This is a genomic window from Lentzea sp. NPDC020367 (assembly GCF_044387305.1).
Classification (GTDB): domain Bacteria; phylum Actinomycetota; class Actinomycetes; order Mycobacteriales; family Pseudonocardiaceae; genus Lentzea.
Map to the genome: position 1 here is coordinate 720,142 of NZ_JBIRVV010000002.1, position 21,813 is coordinate 741,954.

The 21,813-nt window shown below is 69.6% G+C and carries 1 protein-coding gene (only partly in view); it reads right to left on the reverse strand.

The features are described 5' to 3' along the window. Window positions 1-7: 7 nt before the first annotated feature. Window positions 8-21,813, reverse strand: the 3' portion of a protein-coding gene (locus tag ACH413_RS10530) for an SDR family NAD(P)-dependent oxidoreductase (RefSeq protein ID WP_360030642.1). It continues 7,969 nt past the right edge of the window; only the last 21,806 of its 29,775 coding nucleotides appear in the window; its start codon lies beyond the right edge, outside the window; it ends in the stop codon at window positions 8-10.

Below are 21,813 nucleotides of genomic sequence, written 5' to 3' on the forward strand. Positions count from 1 at the left end.
TCCTAGCCTAGAGACCGAGTTCTTCGTCGAGCATCGCGAACATCTCGTCGTCCGAAGCCGACTCGAAGTCCTTCTCGGTGCTGGTGTTCTTGGCCCACTTGGTGCGCAGCACGTCGAGTCGTCCGGCGATCTGCTGGTGCAGCGCGGGATCCACGCTGGCCGCGGCGAGTGCCTTCTCGAACGCGTCGAGGTCGGCGAGCACGCTCGGCAGCCCGGCGGCCGGCGCGTCGGCCAGCAGCTCGGTCCTGAGGTGTGCCACCAGGTCGTTCGGCGTCGGGTAGTCGAACACCAGCGTGGCGGGCAGCCGCAGCCCCGTCGCGCCGCCGAGCCGGTTGCGCAGTTCGACCGCGGTGAGCGAGTCGAAGCCGAGCTCCTGGAACTGGCGGTCGCCCTCGATCTGCTCGTTCTCGCCGTGGCCGAGCACCTCGGCGACCTGGCCTCGCACCAGGTCCAGCAACGCGTCGGTGCGTCCCTGGTCGGTGAGCGCGGTCAGGCGGGTGATCAGCGAGTCCGCCGTTTCCTGGCCTGCCACGGCCTTCTTCGACCTGGTGCGCACGAGTCCGCGCAGCAGCGGTGCGACCTCGTGGTTGCGCAGGACCGCGAAGTCCAGCTTGACCGGAAGTGTTGCAGCGGCACCGGTTTCGAGCGCCTCGTCGAAGAGGGTGACGCCGAGTTCCTTCGTGATCGCCGGCATGCCGGAGCGGGCCATGCGTTCGGCGTCCTGGGCGCTGAGCATGCCGGTGTCCCAGGCACCCCAGGCCATGCTCGTCGCCTTCTTGTTGTGCGCCTTGCGAAGCGCGGCGAGAGCGTCGAGGAAGGCGTTGGCCGCCGCGTAGTTGGCCTGACCCGCGTTGCCGAACGTGCCGGCGACGCTGCTGAACAGGATCAGGGTGGCGTCCGGTGCCAGTTCGTGCAGGTACCAGGCGGCGTCGACCTTCGGCTGGAGCACCGGGTCGATGCGGTCCAGCGTCAGGGAGTCGATGGTGGCGTCGTCGAGAACGCCCGCCGCGTGGACGATCGTCGCCGGGTTGTGCGCCTTGAGCAGCGCGGCGAGATCGTCGCGGTCACTGACGTCGCAGGCGGCCACCGTGACGTTCGCCTCGAGGTCACTGACGTCTGCCTGGCCGGTGCGGCTCGCGAGGACGAGGGCCTGGACGCCGTGGTTCTCGACGAGGTGCTTCGCGATGATCCGGCCGAGACCGCCCGTGCCACCGGTGATGAGCACCTTGCCGTGGTCGATGGTCGTCTCGCCGCGTTCCGCCCTGGCGAGACGGCCGCCGAGGATCTCGCCGTCGCGGACGACGATCTGCGGTTCCTCGGCCTGGATCGCCTGCCGCAGCACGGCGAGGCTGGAGCGCTGGTCGTCGATGTCGAGCAGCCCGAACGTGCCGGGGTGCTCGGACTGCGCGGCCCTGACGAGTCCCCAGACCGCCGCCGCGACGGGATCCGGTGCTTCGCCGGTGGTCGCCGCGATGGCGTTCTTCGTGACGAACCAGAGCCTTCCGGGCCTGTTCGCCGTGATCCACTGCTGGACGTTGACCAGGGCGTCGCTCACGGCGGCGTGCGTGGACTCCACGACGTCGTCCGAGAGCGCCTTGACCTCGGTGAGGACGACCTCGGCGTCGGCGGTCCCGATGGTGTCGTAGACGCGTCCGGCGACGAAGTGGTCGACCAGTTCGAAGTGGTCCTCGCCCGCGATGGCCACGGTGGCGTTGACGGGTTCGGTGGCGTTGATCGGCGTCCAGCCGAGCGTGAACAGGGCGTCGCGGGTGGTGTTCTCGTTGAGCTGCCCCGTGGTGACGGCGCGGACCACGAGCGACCGGACCTCGGCGACCGGGTTGCCCTGCGGGTCGGCGACGACGATGTGCATCGCACCGCTGTCGTTCCTGGTCATCCTGACCCGGACCGCTGCCGCACCGGTGGCGTGGATCTTCACGCCCTCCCAGCTGAACGGCAGCCCCGCTCCCCCGTCGCCTTCCTGCAGCAGCGCGGTGTGCAGCGTGGCGTCGAGCAGCGCCGGGTGGAGCCCGAACGCGCCGGGTTCGACGCCGTCGGGCAGCGCGACCTCCGCGAGGACGGCACCTTCGTGGCGCCACGCGTTCCTGAGGCCCTGGAACGTGTCCCCGTAGGCGAACCCGATCTCGGCGAACTTGTCGTAGACGCCGTCCAGTTCGATCGGCTCCCCTTGCGGCCACTCGGTCAGCGCGGTGCCTCGACTCTCGCTGGTGCTGAGGGTGCCGCCGGCGTTCTCGGTCCACGGCAGGTCCGTGTCCTCGGGCCTGCTGTAGATCGTGACCGCGCGCCTGTCGTTCTCCTCGGCGCCGATCGCGACCTGGATCTGCACGCCGCCCTGCTCGGGCAGCAACAGCGGTGCCGCGATCGTGAGCTCCTCCAGCGTGTCGAGCCCGAGTTCCTCACCGGCCTTGAGCGCGACCTCGACCAGCGCCGCACCGGGCACGAGCGCCCGTCCCATGATCACGTGGTCGGCGAGCCAGGCGTGCGTCCGCAGCGAGATCCGGCTGGTGAACAGGTGCCCGTCCTGCCCGGCGAGCTGCACCGCCGCGCCGAGCAACGGGTGCCCGACACTGCCCAGGCCAGCCGCCTTCACATCGCTCGCGCCCTCCACGACCTTCGGCCAGTACGACTGCCGGCGGAACGCGTAGGTGGGCAGGTCGATCTTCTTGGCCTGGCCGAGCAACGGCGTCCAGTCGACCTTGACGCCCTCGACGTGAGCCTGGCCGAGCGCGGTGAGGAACCGCGTGACCTCGTTCTCGTTCCGCCTGATCGTCGGAATCGCTCCGTCGACCAGCGGGGTGAGCGCCGCGTCGGGCCCGATCTCCAGGAACGTCTTGTCGCCCAGCGCGGTCACGTTGTCGTGGAACCGCACGGCGTCCCGGACGTGGCCGACCCAGTAGTCGATCGTCGTCGGGTCACCGCTGGTCTGGAACGCGATCGCCGGTTCGCTGAAGGTGATCTCGCCGATCGCCTCCCGGAAGTCCGGCAGCATCGGCTCCATCAACGGCGAGTGGAACGCGTGACTCACCTTGAGCTGCTTGTACTTCCACTGCTTGGCGATCTTGAGGACCTCGTCCTCCTCGCCCGCCAGCACCACGGTCCGCGGCCCGTTGACGGCCGCGATCGACACGTTGCCCGTCAGGTACGGCGTCACCTCCTCCTCCGAGGCGATGACTGACACCATCGCGCCGCCCTGAGGCAACGCCTGCATGAGCGCGGCCCGCGCCGTGATGAGCTGACAAGCGTCTTCCAGGCTCAGCACCCCGGCGACGTGCGCCGCCGCGACCTCACCGATCGAGTGCCCGGCAACGTGATCCGGCCTGACCCCGAACGACTCGACCAGCCGGTACAGCGCGACCTCGACGGCGAACAGCGCCGGCTGCGCGAACCCGGTCTGGTTCAACGCCTCCTGGTCCTCACCCCACATGACTTCTTTCAGTGCGGGATCGAGGTGCTGCAACGCGTCGTCGAGCGCCTCAGCGAACACGGGATACGCCTCGTACAGCTCACTCCCCATGCCGATCCGCTGCGAGCCCTGCCCGCTGAACAGGAACGCCACCGGCTTCCTGCTCGCCGCCCCACGAGCGACGACCTCACCGCCGAGCACCACGGCCCGATGGTCGAACAACGTCCTGGCCGTCAGCAACGAGTAGGCGACGTCCTCGGCAGCTCCTCGGGCCTGCCTGATCCGCTCGACCTGGCCGTCCAGCGCCGCCTCGCTCCGAGCCGAGACGATCCACGGCACCAGGCTGCCTCCAAGGGCCGAATCGCCCCCGAGCGCCGAGTTGTCCACAGCCGCCGAGTTGTCCACAGATTCCCGCGCGGCCCCCTGACCAGCATTTTCATCGCGTACGCTGGAAATTGGGGGGATCCCCAAGCCTCCCGGCGCTTCCAAGATCACGTGCGCGTTCGTGCCGCTGATGCCGAACGACGACACCGCCGCCCGCCGCGCCCGCTCCACCGCAGGCCACACGGTGTTCTCCTGCACCAGCTCGACCGCGCCCTCGCTCCAGTCGACGTGCGACGAAGGCGTCGAAGCGTGCAACGTCCGCGGCAGCACCCCGTGCCGCATCGCCTGCACCATCTTGATGATGCCCGCGACACCGGCCGCCGCCTGCGTGTGCCCGATGTTCGACTTGATGCCACCGAGCAGCAGCGGCACGTCCCGATCCTGCCCGTACGTCGCCATCAGCGCCTGCGCCTCGATGGGGTCGCCCAAAGAAGTACCGGTGCCATGCGCCTCGACGGCATCGACATCTGCAGCAGACAACCCGGCAGACGCCAACGCCTGCCGAATCACCCTCTGCTGCGACGGCCCGTTAGGCGCCGTCAAACCGTTGGACGCACCGTCCTGGTTGATCGCAGAACCACGCACGACCGCAAGAACCGTGTGCCCCAAACGCACCGCGTCAGACTGACGCTCCAACACGAGCAGACCAACACCCTCAGACCAACCAACGCCATCAGCCGTGTCCGAGAACGCCTTGCACCGCCCGTCCTCCGACAGACCACGCTGACGGGAGAACCCGACGAACGACCCAGGCGTCGACATCACGGTCACACCACCGGCCAACGCCAACGAGCACTCACCGGCCCGAAGAGCCTGCATGGCCCAGTGCAGCGCCACCAACGACGACGAGCACGCGGTGTCGATCGACACCGACGGCCCCTCAAGCCCCAGCGCATAGGACACACGCCCAGAGATCACCGAAGGCGACGCACCGGTCGAACCGAACCCCTCGGTGTCCGCACCGCCGATGAGCTGCGTGTAGTCGTTGTACATGACACCGGCGAACACACCGGTGGAGCTGCCACGCAACGATGCCGGCGCAATCCCGGAACGCTCCAACGCCTCCCACGCGGTCTCCAGCATGAGCCGCTGCTGCGAGTCCGTAGCGACGGCCTCACGCGGTGACATCCCGAAGAACTCCGGATCGAACTGATCCGCGTCGTGCAGGAAGCCACCGGCCCGCACGTACGACGTGCCGGGGTGGTCGGGGTCCGGGTGGAACAGCGTGTCCAGATCCCAGCCGCGGTTCGTCGGGAACGGCGTGATCGCGTCGACACCGGAAGCCACCAGATCCCACAGGTCCTCCGGCGACGACACTCCACCGGGGTAACGGCAGGCCATGCCGACGATCACGATCGGATCGTCCGAAGTGGACACCAGCGCGGGCAGGTCCGAGACGTCCGTGACCGCTCCGAGCAGTTCGTCCTTCAGATACCCGGCCAGTTGCGCGGACGACGGGTAGTCGAACACCACGGTCGCCGGCAGCTTGAGCCCGGTGACCGCCGTGAGCCGGTTGCGCAGTTCGACCGCGGTCAGCGAGTCGAACCCGAGCTCCTGGAACGCCCGCGCCGGGTCGACCGCCGCGATCGTGTCGTAGCCGAGCACGGCCGCGACCTCGCCACGAACCAGGTCCACCAGCGCTTCGCCCCGTCCAGCTTCGTCCAGAACGGACAGTCGCTGCACCAGCCCGGACGCCGTCTCCGACCCGGCGACCTTGCGCCGCGCCTTGACCCGGATCAGTCCTCGCAGCAACGGTTTCACGTCGCCGTTCTGCTTCAACGCCGCCAGGTCGAGCCGCACCGGAACCACCGCGGGTTCCGCTCCGGCGACCGCCGCGTCGAACAACCGCAGCCCCAGCTCGGACGAGATGGCCGGCATGCCGGAGCGCTGCATCCGTTCGGCGTCCTCGCCAGACACCATGCCGGTGTCCCAGGAGCCCCACGCCAGCGACACACCGGGCAGCCCGTTGAGCCGCCGGTGCGCGGCCAAAGCGTCGAGGAACGCGTTGCCGGCGGCGTAGTTGCCCTGCCCGGCGTTGCCGAACACTCCGGCAGCCGACGAGAACACCACGAACTTCGACGCCTCACCGGCGAGATCGTGCAGGTTCAGCGCCGCATCCACCTTGGCGCGCAACACGGAATCAACCCGCTCCGGCGTGAGCGACTCGATCACACCGTCGTCCAGCACACCGGCCGCGTGCACGACACCGCGAACCTTGTGCTGCTTCAGCACCTCCCACAACGCGGCCCGGTCAGCGGCGTCACAGGCGACAACAGAAACCCTCGCACCCAACGCTTCCAGCTCACTCACGTCGCCAGAACCGCTGCGACTCACCAGCACCAGCTCGGTGACCCCGTGCGTCTCCACCAGGTGCCGGGCCACGATCCGCCCGAGCCCGCCAGTGCCACCCGTGATCAGCACCGGGCTCTCCCAGCCGGCGTCCTCAGTCCCGCCCGCGACCCGTCCAAGACGCGCCGCCCGAGCCTCACCGTCCCGCACGACCAGTTGCGGCTCGTCCAGGTCCAGCACCCCGAGCAGCGTCGTGAGCGACGACTCCTCGGCGTCCAGGTCGATCAGCCCGAACCGGTCAGGGTGCTCGGTCTGCGCGGTCCGCAGCAGTCCCCACACCGCCGCACCGGCCAGGTCATCACCCTCGACCGCACCGCGCGTGACGAACACCAGCCGCCCGTCGCGGTCCTCGCGAATCCATTCTTGGACCAGCTCCAACGCCCGGTGCGTCACCGCCCGCACCGACTCCGCGTTCTGCTCCCCCGCGACCGGCACGAGCACGACGTCCGTGTCCGCCAGGGAAAGCAGGCCCTCGACCCGTCCGACGGACAGCCCGAGCACGTCCGGCCCGAGCACGCTGACCGTCTTGCCCGCCTCGGCCGGCGGCACCGCGACAGGCGTCCACCGCACCGCGAACAACGCGTCCAGCTCAGCCGGCTGCTCGGCCGCGACGGCCCGCATCACCAGCGACTCAACGGACGCCACCGGGTTGCCGGCGGGGTCGGCGAGCGCGATCCGCAACCCGTTGCCGTCGCGCGTCATCTTGACCCGCAACGCCGTCGCGGCCGTCGCGTGCAGCGACACGTTCTCCCACGCGAACGGCAGCCCGGCCGACCCGCTCTCGTCGAGCAGCGAGGCGTGCAACGCGGCGTCGAGCAACGCCGGGTGCAACCCGAACGGCTTGACGTTGACGTCGTCCGGCAACGCCACCTCGGCGTACGTGGTGTCGCCGTCCCGCCAGGCCGCCCGCAACCCCTGGAACATCCCGCCGTAAGCGAACCCGGCCTCCGCGAACTTCTCGTAACATCCTTCCACGTCTACGACTTCAGCCTTCGGCGGCCACACCGAGGCGTCGAACTCGACGCGCTGCTCACCCTTGGCCAGCACACCGCTGACCACCTGGGTCCACGGCGCGTCGGCCACCTCGTCAGGCCGCGCGTGGATGGTGAACGTCCGTCGGTCATCGCCTGCCGACACCTTCATCTGCAACGCGAGCCCGCCGTGCTCCGGCAGGACCACCGGCGCCGACAACGTCAGTTCCTCCAGCCGGTCCAGCCCGACCTCGTCCCCGGCCCGCATCGCGAGCTCGACGAGCGCCGCACCCGGCACCATCACGCGTCCCATGATCGTGTGGTGGCGAATCCACGGATGCGTGCGCGCCGCCAGCCTGCTCGTGAACAGGAACCCTTCCCCGTCAGCGAGTTCCGCCGACGCGATCAGCAAGGGGTGCCCGACCGCGACCATGCCGATGCCGGACGCGTCGTCCCCGCCGATCCGCACCGCGGGCCAGTACCGCTGGTGGTCGAACGCGTAGGTGGGCAGGTCGATCTTCCTGCCGCCGACGTGGAACCCACTCCAGTCGACCTTCACCCCTTCAACGTGCAGACGGGCCAACGCCGTCACGGCCGCAACGCGCTCATCCTTGTCCTTGCGCAGCAGGGGAATCGCGTCCTCGACCAGAGCACTGAGCACCCCGTCCGGCCCGACCTCGACGAACGTGGTCGCGCCACCATCCCTAAGGCGTTGCACATTGTCCGTGAACCGAACCGCGTCCCGGACATGGTTCACCCAGTAGTCAACGGTGGTGACGTCCCCACTGGCCACCACAGGAATGCCAGGCTGGTGAAGCGTGATCTCCGCGAGCGACTCCCGGAAGTCGTCCAGCATCGGCTCCATCAACGGCGAGTGGAACGCGTGCGACACCTTGAGCCGCTTGCTCTTCCACCGCTCAGCGATCGCCAGCACGTCCTCTTCCGCACCCGCGATCACCACAGACCGGGGCCCGTTGACCGCCGCGATCGACACGCGAGCCGTGAGATGCGGCAGAACCTCGTCCTCAGAGGCCTGAACCGACACCATCGCGCCGCCCTCAGGCAATGCCTGCATGAGCGCAGACCGAGCCGTGACGAGCAGACACGCGTCCTCAACGCTCAACACACCGGCAACGTGCGCCGCCGCGATCTCGCCGATCGAATGCCCGGCAACCTGGTCGGCCTTGACACCCCAAGACTCCAGCAACCGGTACAGCGCCACCTCAACGGCGAACAACGCCGGCTGCGCCACCCCGGTCTGGTTCAACGCCTCCTGGTCATCGCCCCACATCACGTCCCGAACGGCAGGGTCGAGGTACATCAACACCGCGTCGAGCGCCTCCGCGAACACCGGGAACGCCTCGTACAACTCACGCCCCATACCAACCCGCTGCGACCCCTGCCCGGAGAACAACACCGCGACCGACCGCTGCGACAACGCGACCCCGGACGCCAGCACCTCACCCCCGAGCACCACGGCCCGGTGGTCAAACCGCGCCCGAGTGCTCAACAACGAGTACGCCACGTCCTCAGGCGCTCCCACAGCAGTCCTGGCCCGCTCAACCTGCCCAGGCAACGCCTCCGCAGTCCTGGCCGACACCACGAACGGCACCAGCCCGCCCCCGAGCGCCGAGTCGCCCGCGAACACCGAGTTGTCCACAGCCGCCGAGTTATCCACAGATTCCTGTGCGGCCCCCTGACCAGCATTTTCATCGCGTACGCTGGAAATTGGGGGGATCCCCAACGCTCCCGGCGCTTCCAAGATCACGTGCGCGTTGGTGCCTGAGAGCCCGAACGACGAAACGCCGGCTCGGCGCGGTCGCGACACCGCAGGCCACGGCGTCGCCTCGGTGACGAGCTCGACCGCCCCCTCACTCCAGTCGACGTGCGACGAAGGCGAAGTCACGTGCAGGGTCGGCGGCACAACACCGTTCCGCATGGCCTGCACCATCTTGATCACGCCCGCCACACCCGCGGCCGCCTGCGTGTGCCCGATGTTCGACTTGATGCCGCCCAGCAGCAGCGGCACCTCCCGATCCTGCCCGTAGGTCGCCAGCAACGCCTGCGCCTCGATCGGGTCACCCAAAGTCGTACCCGTGCCGTGCGCCTCAACCGTGTCGACATCAGCAACAGACAACCCCGCAGACGCCAACGCCTGCCGAATCACCCTCTGCTGCGACGGCCCGTTAGGCGCCGTCAGCCCGTTAGACGCACCATCCTGGTTGATCGCAGAACCACGCACGACCGCCAGAACCGTGTGGCCAAGTCGCACCGCATCCGACTGACGCTCCAACACGAGCAGACCAACACCCTCGGACCACCCGACACCATCAGCGGAATCGGAGAACGCCTTGCACCGCCCGTCCTCCGACAATCCGCGCTGACGCGAGAACCCGACGAACGCACCCGGCGTCGACATCACCGTCACACCACCGGCCAACGCCAACGAGCACTCACCGGCCCGAAGTGCCTGCGCCGCAAGGTGCATCGCGACCAGCGACGACGAGCACGCGGTGTCGATCGACACCGACGGCCCCTCGAACCCGAACGTGTAGGACACCCGGCCCGACACCACCGAGGGCGACGTCCCGGCCCCCTGGTGCCCTTCGGAATCGGACTCCAGGATCTGCGCGTAGTCCGAGTACATGACACCGGCGAACACACCGGTCCGGCTGCCGCGCAACGACTGCGGGTCGATCCCGGCCCGTTCCAGCGCCTCCCAGGTCGTCTCCAGCAGGATGCGCTGCTGCCCGTCCGTGCCGAGCGCCTCCCGCGGCGACATCCCGAAGAACGCCGGATCGAACTGGTCCGCGTCGTGCAGGAAGCCACCGGCACGCGCATAGGACGTGCCGAGGTGGTCGGGGTCCGGGTGGAACAGCGAGTCCAGGTCCCAGCCGCGGTTCGCCGGGAACGGCGTGATCGCGTCCGTGCCCGACGCCACCAGGTCCCACAACGTCTCCGGCGACGTCACGCCACCGGGGAACCGGCAGGCCATGCCGACGATCACGATCGGATCATCCGAAGTGGACACCAGCGCGGGCAGATCCGCCACCACGTCGGCCGAACCGAACAGCTCGGCGTGCAGGTGGTCGGCCAGCGCGATCGCCGTCGGGTAGTCGAACACCAGCGTCGCCGGCAGCCGGAGCCCGGTCGCCTCGGTCAGCTGGTTGCGCAGCTCGACCGCCGTCAGCGAGTCGAATCCGAGATCCTGGAACGCCCGCGTCGCGTCCACCGCGTCGATCGAGGCATGGCCCAGCACCGAGGACACCTGCGTGCGCACCAGGTCGATGAGAGCCGAGTGCCGGTCGGCGACGTCCATCGCGCCGAGCTTCTGCACCAGCCCGGAAGCGGTGGCGGATCCCGCCGCCGCACGCCGCGCCCTGACCCGGATCAGCCCCTGCAGCAACGGCGCCACCGCGCCCCGTGCCCGCAGCGTCGCGAGGTCGAGCCGCACCGGAACGGTCAGCGCCGCCCCGCTCGTCACGGCCGCGTCGAACAGCTCCAGCCCCTGCTCGACCGTGATCGGCGGCATGCCGGCGGCGGTCATCCGCGCGGCCTCGGCCTCGGTCAGCTCGCCGGTCATCCCGCTGACACCGGCCCACACACCCCACGCCATCGACGTCGCGGGAAGCCCAGATGCCCTGCGGTGCGCGGAAAGCGCGTCGAGGAACGCGTTGCCCGCCGCGTAGTTCGCCTGCCCGGCGTTGCCGAACACACCAGCGGCCGACGAGAACACCACGAACGCCGTGAGGTCCTTGGCCAACTCATGCAGGTGCCAGGCGGCATCAGCCTTGGGCTTGAGCACGTTCGTGACGCGCTCCGGCGTCATCGACTCGATCACGCCGTCGTCCAGCACACCCGCGGCGTGCACGACACCTCGGATCTCGTGCTGGGCAAGGAGTTCCGCCACAGCAACCCGATCGGTCACGTCACACGCGGCGACGGTGACCTGTGCTCCCAACGCTTCCAACTCCGCAGTGTCGGCCTGACCACGACGGCTCACGAGCAGCAGCTCCCGAACACCGTGCGCCTCAACGAGATGCTTCGCCACGACCGCACCCAGTCCACCGGTACCGCCGGTGACCAGGACCTTGCCTTCCCACCGGACCTCGGACTCACCGGTGACCCGCGCCAGCCGCGCGGCCAGCACCTCGCCGTCACGCACCACCAGCTGCGGCTCGTCGACCCCGAACGCCACTGAAACCATTGCGGTGGAGAGGTTGTTGCCGCACAGGTCGATCAGCCCGAACCGCTCCGGGTGCTCGGACTGCGCCGACCGCACCAGTCCCCAGACCGCCGCGGCTCCCATGTCCTCGCCGGTGGTCGCACCGCGCGTGACGAACGTGAGCCTGCCGTCCTGGCCGCTGCTGATCCACTCCTGCACCAGCCCCAGCACGCGCGACGTGTTGCGATGCGTGCTGCCGAGCACGTCCTCCGATCCCACGATCGGCACCAGCACAAGCCCCGCGTCGGTCTCGGCGATCGTGTCGGCGACCGGGAATCCGAGGTCGAGCACGTCCGGCCCGAGCACCACGACCGACGCGGGCGCGGCGACGTCCTCCTGCGTGACCGGCACCCACTCGAGCCCGAACAGCTCGCTCTGCCTGGCCTCCCCGAGCTGCTCGACGTTCACGGCCCGCACGATCACGGCCTCGACCGTGGCGACCGGCGCACCCGTGACGTCGGCCAGCGCGATCGTCCTGCGCATCCCGCTCTCGTCGCGGGTCAGCTTGACGCGCAGTTCGCTCGCCCCGGTGGCGTGCAGCGACACGCCCTCCCACGAGAACGGCAGACCCGCGTCGAGCGTCTCGTCCAGCAACGCGGCGTGCAGCGCCGAGTCGAGCAACGCCGGATGCAGCCCGTACGCGGCACCGTCGACGTCCTCCGGCAACGCGAGCTCGGCGTAGATCTCCCCGCCGACCCGCCAGGCCGCCTTGAGGTTCTGGAACGCGTGCCCGTAGGCGAACCCGGCACTCGCGAACCGTTCGTAGCACTCCTCGTAGTCCATCGCCACGGCCCCGGCAGGCGGCCAGACGGCGGCGTCGAAGTCGCTACCGCTCGTGCCACTGGCCAGGAAACCGGTCGCGTGCTGCGTCCACGGCAAGTCCGGCGCGTCCTCAGGCCGTGAGTGGATCGCGTACTGCCGACGACCGTTGCTCTCCGCACCGACCTTCAACTGCACCTGCACGGCGCCGCGCTCCGGCAGAACGAGCGGCGCGGCCAGCGTGAGGTCGTCGACCCGGTCGAGTCCGACCTCGTCCCCCGCCCGCATCGCGAGCTCGATCAGGACGGCGGCCGGCACCAGGGTGCGCCCCATGATCACGTGGTCCGCGAGCCACGGGTGCGTGCTCAGCGACACCCGGCTGGTGAACACGACGCCTTCGCCCTCGGCCAGCTCCACCGACGCGCCGAGCAACGGGTGCCCGACGCTGACCAGCCCGAGCCCGGACGCGTCCGACGCCTTCCCGGCACTCGCCGGCCAGTAACGCTGCCGGTTGAACGGGTAGGTGGGCAGCTCGACGCGCTTGCCACCACCGTAGAACCGCGTCCAATCAACATTGATTCCGTCAACATGTACTTGACTGAGTGCAGTCAACATTGACTCAACATCAGACTTGACCCGCGTCAACGTCGGAATCAACCCGTCAACCATCGCCGTCAACTGCGCATCCGGCCCGACCTCGACCAGCGCCACGTCACCCAACGCCGTCACGTTGTCGTGGAAGCGCACCGCGTCCCGAACGTGGTTCACCCAGTAGTCGACGGTCGTGACATCGCCGGATGTCGACATTCCTACAACCGGCGCATGGAACGTCAGCCCACTGATCGCCTCCCGGAAGTCGTCCAGCATCGGCTCCATGAGCGGCGAGTGGAACGCGTGCGACACCTTCAGCCGCTTGCTCTTCCACCGCTCCGCGACTGCCAGCACCTCCGCCTCAACACCGGCGATCACCACAGACCGCGGCCCGTTGACAGCGGCAATGGACACACCGTCCGTCAGGTGCTCACGCACCTCGTCCTCGGACGCGATGACGGACACCATCGCGCCACCGGCCGGCAACGCCTGCATGAGCGCGGAACGCGCCGTCACCAGCAGGCACGCGTCGTTCAGGCTCAGCACACCCGCGACGTGCGCGGCGGCGATCTCCCCGATCGAATGCCCGGCGAGCTGCGAGGGCCGCACCCCGAACGACTCCAGCAACCGGAACAACGCCACCTCGACCGCGAAGATCGCAGGCTGCGCGTACCCGGTCTGGTTGAGAGCCTCCTGGTCGTCGCCCCACATGACCTCGCGCAACGCGGGGTCGAGGTTGACCAATGCGGCGTCCAACGCCTCGGCGAACACCGGGAACGCGTCGTACAGCTCACGCCCCATGCCAACGCGCTGCGCCCCCTGCCCGGAGAACACGAACGCGAGCGGCCGGTTCCGCACCACACCACTGGCAAGCTCGACGCCGTTCCACACCACCGCCCGGTGGTCGAACAACGCCCGCGTGGTCACCAACGAGAACCCGGCGTCCACAGCGGACACACCACTCGCCACGAGCGCGCCGACCTGCTCGACCTGCGCCCGCAACGACGCCGCCGACTTGGCCGACACCGCCAGCGGCGCCCCCACGACCTGAATCGATCCCGGCTGGCCGGCCCCCAGGGGGCTCGAAGCCCCCATCTCAATCATCTCAGGCAGGTCTGACAATTCCTGAGCGTCCGGAGCTTCCAAGATCACGTGTGCGTTAGTGCCGGAAACACCGAACGACGACACGGCGGCGCGACGGGCACGAGAGACCTCGGGCCACGAGGCGTTGCCGGTCAGCAGCTGGACCGACCCCGCCTCCCAGTCCACGTGGGACGACGGCGCGTCAATGTGCAGCGTCTGCGGCACGACACCGTGCCGCAGCGCCTGCACCATCTTGATCACGCCGGCGACACCGGCCGCGGCCTGGGTGTGACCGATGTTGGACTTGATCGAACCGAGCAGCAGCGGCGACGGACGGTCCTGCCCGTAGGTCGCGAGCAACGCCTGCGCCTCGATCGGGTCACCCAGAGACGTGCCGGTGCCGTGCGCTTCGACCACGTCGACGTCCGCAGTGGACAGACCGGCGGACGCCAGCGCCTGCCGGATCACCCGCTGCTGCGACGGACCGTTGGGTGCGGTCAAGCCGTTGGAAGCGCCGTCCTGGTTGACCGCCGAGCCGCGCACGACAGCCAACACGTTGTGGCCGTTGCGAACGGCGTCAGACAGCCGCTCCAGCACCACCACACCGACCCCCTCGGACCAGCCGACGCCATCGGCGGAGTCGGAGAACGCCTTGCAGCGGCCGTCCGGCGACAGCCCGCGCTGCCGCGAGAATCCGATGAACGCGCCAGGAGAAGCCAGCACGGTCACACCGCCGGCCAGCGCCAGCGAGCACTCACCGGCACGAAGAGCCTGCATCGCCCAGTGCATCGCGACCAACGACGACGAGCACGCCGTGTCGAGCGTGACCGCGGGCCCCTCGAAGCCGAACGTGTAGGAGACACGGCCCGACACTACCGAAGGCGAACCGCCGGTCGTCTGGTAGCCCTCGGAATCGCCTTCGAGCAGCAGCGAGTAGTCGTTGTACATGACACCGGCGAACACACCGGTCGGGCTGCCCTTCAGCGCGACGGGGTCGATCCCCGACCGCTCCAAGGCCTCCCACGACGCCTCGAGCAGCAGACGTTGCTGCGCGTCGGTCGACACCGCCTCCCGCGGCGACATGCCGAAGAACTCGGGGTCGAACTGGTCGGCGTCGTGCAGGAAGCCACCGGACTTCGTGTACGAGGTGCCGACGTGGTCGGGGTCCGGGTGGTAGAGCGAGTCGAGGTCCCAGCCGCGGTTGGACGGGAACTCCGTGATGGCGTCGCGGCCGTCGACCACGAGGTCCCACAACTGTTCCGGCGAGGCGACGCCGCCGGGGTAGCGGCAGGCCATGCCGACGATCACGATCGGATCGTCCGAAGTGGACGTCAGCGCGGGCAGCTCCGGCAGCGCGTCCGAGGCGCCGAACAGTTCGTCGCGCAGGAAACCGGCGAGCACCGCGGACGTCGGGTAGTCGAAGATCAGCGTGCTCGGCAGGCGCAGGCCGGTGACACCGGTCAGGCGGTTGCGCAGGTCGACCGCGGTCAGCGAGTCGAAACCGAGGTCCTGGAACGCCTTCGCCGGGTCCACCGCGGCGATGCCGTCGTGGCCGAGCACCGCGGCGACCTCGGTGCGCACCAGGTCGAGCAGGGCGGTGAGCCGCGCCTCCGGTGCCATCGCGGTGAGGCGCTGCACCAGTCCTGAGTCGGCCTGGGCCGCCGCGCGCCGGGCCTTCGTGCGGATCAGTCCGCGCAGCAGCGGGCGGATCTCGTGGTGGCCGCGCAACGTCGCGAGGTCCAGGCGCAACGGCAGCAGCACCGCGTCCTCACCGGCGATCGCCGCGTCGAACAGCGCGAGCCCCTGCTCCACCGACAGCGGCGGAGTTCCGCCCCGTGCCATGCGTTCGGCGTCGGCCTCGGACAGCATGCCGGTCTGGTCCCAAGCGCCCCACGCCAGCGACACCGCTGGCAGCCCGGCCGAACGCCGCTGCTGCGCCAGCGCGTCGAGGAACGCGTTGCCCGCCGCGTAGTTCGCCTGCCCCGCCGCGCCGAACGTGCCGGCGGCGCTGGAGAAGAGGACGAAGTTGTCGAGGTTCTTGATGAGCTCGTGCAGGTTCCAGGCGGCGTCGACCTTGGGCTTGAGCACGGCCGACAGCCGCTCCGGCGTGAGTGACTCGATCACACCGTCGTCCAGCACGCCGGCGGTGTGCACGACGCTGCGGACCTTGTGCTTCTTCAACACTTTCTGCAACGCCCTGCGATCACTGACATCGCACGCGACAACAGTCACCTTCGCGTCCAAATCGGACACATCCGCCTTGCCGGTGCGGCTGGCCAGGACCAGTTCCTGGACGCCGTACCGTTCGACGAGATGCTTCGCGATCACCCGTCCCAGCCCGCCGGTACCGCCGGTGATCAGCACCGGCCCGGTGAACTCACCCGGCTCCGCCGCCTCGGCCCGCGCGAGCCGTGCCACGGACACCTGACCGTCGCGCACCCGCAGTTGTGGTTCGTCGATCGCGAGAATCTGCTCGGACACCTCGGCATCGGTGTCGATGAGAGTGAACCGGCCGGGGTGCTCGTTCTGCGCGGCACGGACCAGACCATGCACCGCGCTCGCGGCCAGATCGTCCTGGCGCGTCACGAACACGAGCCGTTCAGCGCGCTCCTCGGCGATCCAGCGCTGCACCAACTCCAGCGCACGGGCAGCGAGAGCGTGCGTCTGCGCGACGACGTCCCCGTCGCCAACGAACTCCTCCACACACACGGCGGCCGCACCGGCTTTGGGCAGCGACACCGGCACCCAGTCGAGCCGGAACAACGAGTCGCGATCCACCGCGCTCACCTGCTGCCCGGACACCGCCCGCGTCACCAGCGACCCGATCGTCGCGACCGGAGCGCCCGTCGTGTCGGCGACCGCGATCACCCACGCGTCCCCGTCGCGCCGCAGCCTCACCCGGACCGACGCCGCGCCGGTGGCGTGCAGCGACACGCCTTCCCACGAGAACGGCAGCCCCGCCTCGGCCCCGTCGAAGAACCCGCCGGCGTGCAGCGTGGCGTCGAGCAGCGCCGGGTGCAGCCCGAACGCCGCCCCGTCCACGTACTCGGGCAACGCGACCTCGGCGAACACCTCGCCATCCCGGCGCCACACCGCTCGCAGTCCCTGGAACACCGGCCCGTACTCGAAGCCGTTCTCCGCGAACCGCTCGTAAGCTCCTTCGACGTCAACGCTCTCCGCGTCCGGCGGCCAGGCGGTCGCATCGAAGTCACTGGCAGTCGTGCCACTCGCCAGGAAACCGGTGGCGTGCTGCGTCCACGGCGCGTTCTCGCCATCCGGCCGTGAGAAGACTCCGACCGTGCGACGCCCGTTCTCCTCCTCGCCCACCGCGACCTGAACCCGCACCGCACCCTGCTCGGGCAGCACGAGCGGCGCGGCCAGCGTCAACTCGTCGACGCGATCGAGCCCGACCTCATCACCCGCGCGAACCGCGAGTTCCAGGAACGCGGTGCCCGGCAACAACACCTGCCCGAACACGCGGTGATCCGCGAGCCACGGGTGCGAGCCCAGCGACAACCGGCTCGTGAACAGCACTCCGTCCGCACCGGCGACGTCGACCGCCGCCCCGAGCAACGGGTGCTCCACCCGCGTGAGTCCGAGCGCACCGACGTCACCGGCCCTGCGCACCGCCTTCGGCCAGAACATCTGGTGCTCGAACGCGTAAGTGGGCAGGTCGACCTTCCGTCCACCTGTGTACAGCGACGTCCAGTCAACATTGATTCCGTCAACATGTACTTGACCGAGTGCAGTCAACATTGACGCGACTTCACCGCGGTCACGCCTCAACACGGCCGTCGCGCCGTCCACCATCGCGCTCAACTGGGCGTCCGGCCCGACCTCGACCAGCGTGACGTCACCCAGCCGGGTGACGTTCTCGTGGAACCGCACCGCGTCCCGAACGTGGTTCACCCAGTAGTCGACGGTCGTGACATCACCGGATGTCGACATTCCGACAACGGGCTCGCGGAACTCGATCCCGCCGATCGCCTCACGGAAGTCGTCCAGCATCGGCTCCATCAACGGCGAGTGGAACGCGTGCGACACCTTCAGCCGCTTGCTCTTCCACTCGGCCGCGACAGCCAGCACCTCGTCTTCAACACCGGCGATCACGACCGTGCGCGGCCCGTTGACCGCCGCGATCGACACGCCGGCGGTGAGGTGCGGGGTGACCTCGGCTTCAGAGGCGATGACGGACACCATCGCGCCACCAGCCGGCAACGCCTGCATGAGAGCCGCCCGCGCCGTCACCAACAAGCACGCGTCCTCGAGGCTCAACACACCCGCGACGTGCGCCGCCGCGATCTCCCCGACCGAGTGCCCGACCAGGTGGTCCGGCCGCACCCCGAACGACTCGATCAACCGGTACAGCGCCACCTCGACGGCGAACAACGCCGGCTGCGCGACCCCGGTCTGGTTCAGCGCCTCCTGGTCGTCGCCCCACATGACCTCGCGCAGCGCGGGGTCGAGGTTGACCAGCGCGGCGTCCAATGCCTCCGCGAACACCGGGAACGCCTCGTACAGCTCACGCCCGACCCCGATCCGCTGCGCCCCCTGCCCGGAGAACAGGAACGCCAACGGCCTGCCCGCCGCCACACCTTCCGCGACGACCTCACCGCCGAGCACCACGGCCCGATGGTCGAACAACGCCCGCGTGGTAGCCAGCGAGAACCCGACGTCCACAGCGGACACACCACTGCCCACCAACGCCGTGATCCGCTCAACCTGCGCCCGCAACGCCGCCGCCGACTTGGCCGACACCACCAACGGCACCGCTTCGAACAACGGCACAGCGCCGACCCGCGGAATCGATTCGGACTGGCCGGCCCCCAGGGGGTCGCGAGCCCCCATCCCAATCATCTCAGGCAGGTCTGACAATTCCGGAGCGTCAGGAGCCTCCAAGATCACGTGCGCATTGGTGCCAGAAACGCCGAACGACGAAACGCCAGCGCGACGTGCGCGCGACACCGAAGGCCACGTGCGGGACGAGGTCAGCACCTCGACGGCGCCGGACTCCCAGTCCACCTGCGTGGTCGGCGTGCCGACGTGCAGCGTCTCGGGCAGCACGCCGTGGCGCAGCGCCTGCACCATCTTGATCACGCCCGCGACACCGGCGGCCGCCTGCGTGTGGCCGATGTTCGACTTGATCGAGCCCAGGTAGAGCGGCTCGGCGCGGTCCTGCCCGTACACCGCCAGCAGCGCCTGCGCCTCGATCGGGTCGCCGAGTTTGGTAGCGGTGCCATGCGCCTCGACCGCGTCGACGTCCGCCGGCGACAACCCGGCCGAAGCCAGCGCGGAACGGATCACGCGTTGCTGCGACGGACCGTTCGGCGCGGTCAAGCCGTTGGACGCGCCGTCCTGGTTGACCGCCGAGCCGCGCACGACCGCCAGCACCGTGTGGCCGTTGCGAACAGCATCAGACTGACGTTCCAGCACCAGCAGACCGACGCCCTCGCCCCAGCCGGTGCCGTCAGCGTCGTCGGAGAACGCCTTGCACCGTCCGTCCACGGAAAGCCCGCGCTGACGGGAGAACTCGACGTAGGTGGTCGGCGTCGACATCACCGTCACGCCGCCGGCCACGGCCAGCGAGCACTCCCCCGAGCGCAGCGCCTGCGAAGCCAGATGCAGTGCCACCAAAGACGAAGAGCACGCGGTGTCGACGGTGACGGCCGGGCCCTCGAAACCGAACGTGTAGGAGACGCGACCCGAAGCGATCGAACCCGCGCTGCCCTGGCCCTGGTGTCCCTCGAACTCGCCACCGTCCAGAATGGACGCGTAGTCGTTGTACATGACACCGGTGAACACGCCGGTCGCACTGCCGCGCAACGAGGCCGGGTCGATCCCGGAACGCTCCAGCGCCTCCCAGGTGGTCTCGAGCAGCAGGCGCTGCTGCGAGTCCGTGGCCAGGGCCTCGCGCGGCGACATCCCGAAGAACGCCGGGTCGAACGCCCCCGCCTCGTGCAGGAAGCCACCGGCGATCGAGTAGGTCGTACCCGCGTGGTCGGGGTCCGGGTGGTAGATGCCGTCGACGTCCCAGCCGCGGTTGACCGGGAACTCCGTGATCGCGTCGACGCCCTCGGCCACGAGCCGCCACAGGTCCTCCGGCGACGACACGCCTCCGGGATAGCGGCAGGACATGCCGACGATCACGATCGGATCGTCCGAAGTGGACACCAGAGCGGGCAGAGACGACGCCTCGTCCGAGGCCCCGAACAGCTCGTCCTTCAGGAAACCGGCAAGCACGGCGGCGGTCGGGTAGTCGAACGTCAGCGTCGCGGGCAGGCGCAGCCCGGTGACCTCACCGAGGCGATTGCGCAGTTCGACCGCGGTCAACGAGTCGAAGCCCAGCGACTGGAAGGCGCGCGACGGGTCGATCGTTTCGCCGCCGCTGTGTCCGAGCACCGCGCCGACCTCGGCCCGGACCAGGTCCAGCAACGCCTCCAGACGGCCGGTGTCCTCGAGGCCGGTCAGCTTCCGCACCAGCGACGACGAGGTGCCGGACGCCGCCACCCGACGAGCGCGGACCTTCACCAGCCCCTGCAGCACGGCCGGAACCTCGCCGCGCGCACGGAACACCGGCAGATCCAGCCGCAGCGGCAACACGAGCGCGGCACCCGAAGACAGTGCGGCGTCGAAGAGTTCGACGCCTTCCGCGGGCGTGATCGGCGGCATGCCCGACTTGGCGAGCCGCTCGGCATCAGCGCCGGACAACATGCCCGTCTCCGCCCACGCGCCCCACGCCAGCGACACGCCCGGCAGGCCCAGCGAACGCCGGTGCTCGACCAACGCGTCGAGGAACGTGTTGCCCGCCGCGTAGTTGCCCTGGCCCGACGAACCGAAGATGCCCGCACCGGACGAGTAGACGACGAACGCCGAAACATCGCCGGCAAGCTCGTGCAGGTTCCACGCGGCATCTACCTTGGGGCGCAACACGTTTGACAGACGCTCTGGCGTCAGCGTCTCGATGACGCCGTCGTCCAGGACGCCCGCGGTGTGCACGATGGAACGGATTCGATGCCCCGCAAGGAGGTTCGCGACGGCGTGCCGGTCAGCGACGTCGCAGGCCGCGACCGTGACCGACGCGTCCAGCTCCGCCACCCAGTCCGGCGTCTCACCGCGACGGCTGACCAGCACCAGTTCACGAACACCATGTGCGGCCACGAGATGCCGCGCCACGACCTGGCCGAGCCCACCGGTACCGCCGGTGATCAGCACAGGTCCTTCCAGCACAACGTTCTCGCCGGCGGTGACACGAGCGACGCGCGGCACGAACACCTCGCCGCCCCGCACCCGCAACTGCGGCTCGGCACTCGCGAGCGCCGCGTCCGGCAGGTCACCGTCGGTCTCGATCAACGCGAACCGGCCGGGGTGCTCCGACTGCGCGGCCCGCACGAGCCCCCAGACCGCCGACGTGCCCAAATCACCTTGCCGTGTCACGAAAACGAGCTTCTCGGCACGTTCGGCCGCGATCCACTCCTGGATCTTCGCGAGCGCCTGAGCCGTCACCGCGTGCGCGGCCTCGACCGGAGACCCTTCCGTCTCGACGCGTTCGACGACGTGGGCCGCCGGAACCGCCTCGGTGAGCGTGATCGGCACCCAGTCCAGCCCGAACAACGCGTCCTGCGCGGCGCTGAGCCGCGGTGCCGACACGGCCCGCGTGACGAGCGAGCCGACCGTCGCGACCGGCGTACCGGCGGCGTCGGCGAGGGCGATCTCCATGGAGCTGGCGCTCGTGGTCCGCAGCCGCACCCGCAGCGACGTGGCGCCGACCGCGTGCAGCGCGACGCCTTCCCACGAGAACGGCACCGCGCCCTCGGTCCGCTGGTCGGCGAACGCGACCGCGTGCAGCGCCGCGTCCAGCAGCGCCGGGTGGATGCCGAAGCCGGTGGCGGTGACGTCCTCGGGAAGCGCGACCTCGGCGAACACCTGGTCGCCCAGCTTCCACGCGGCCCGCAGACCCTGGAACGCGTGCCCGTAGTCGAACCCGAGCTCCGCGAACCGCTCGTACGCGCCGTCGATCTGCACGGCCTCCG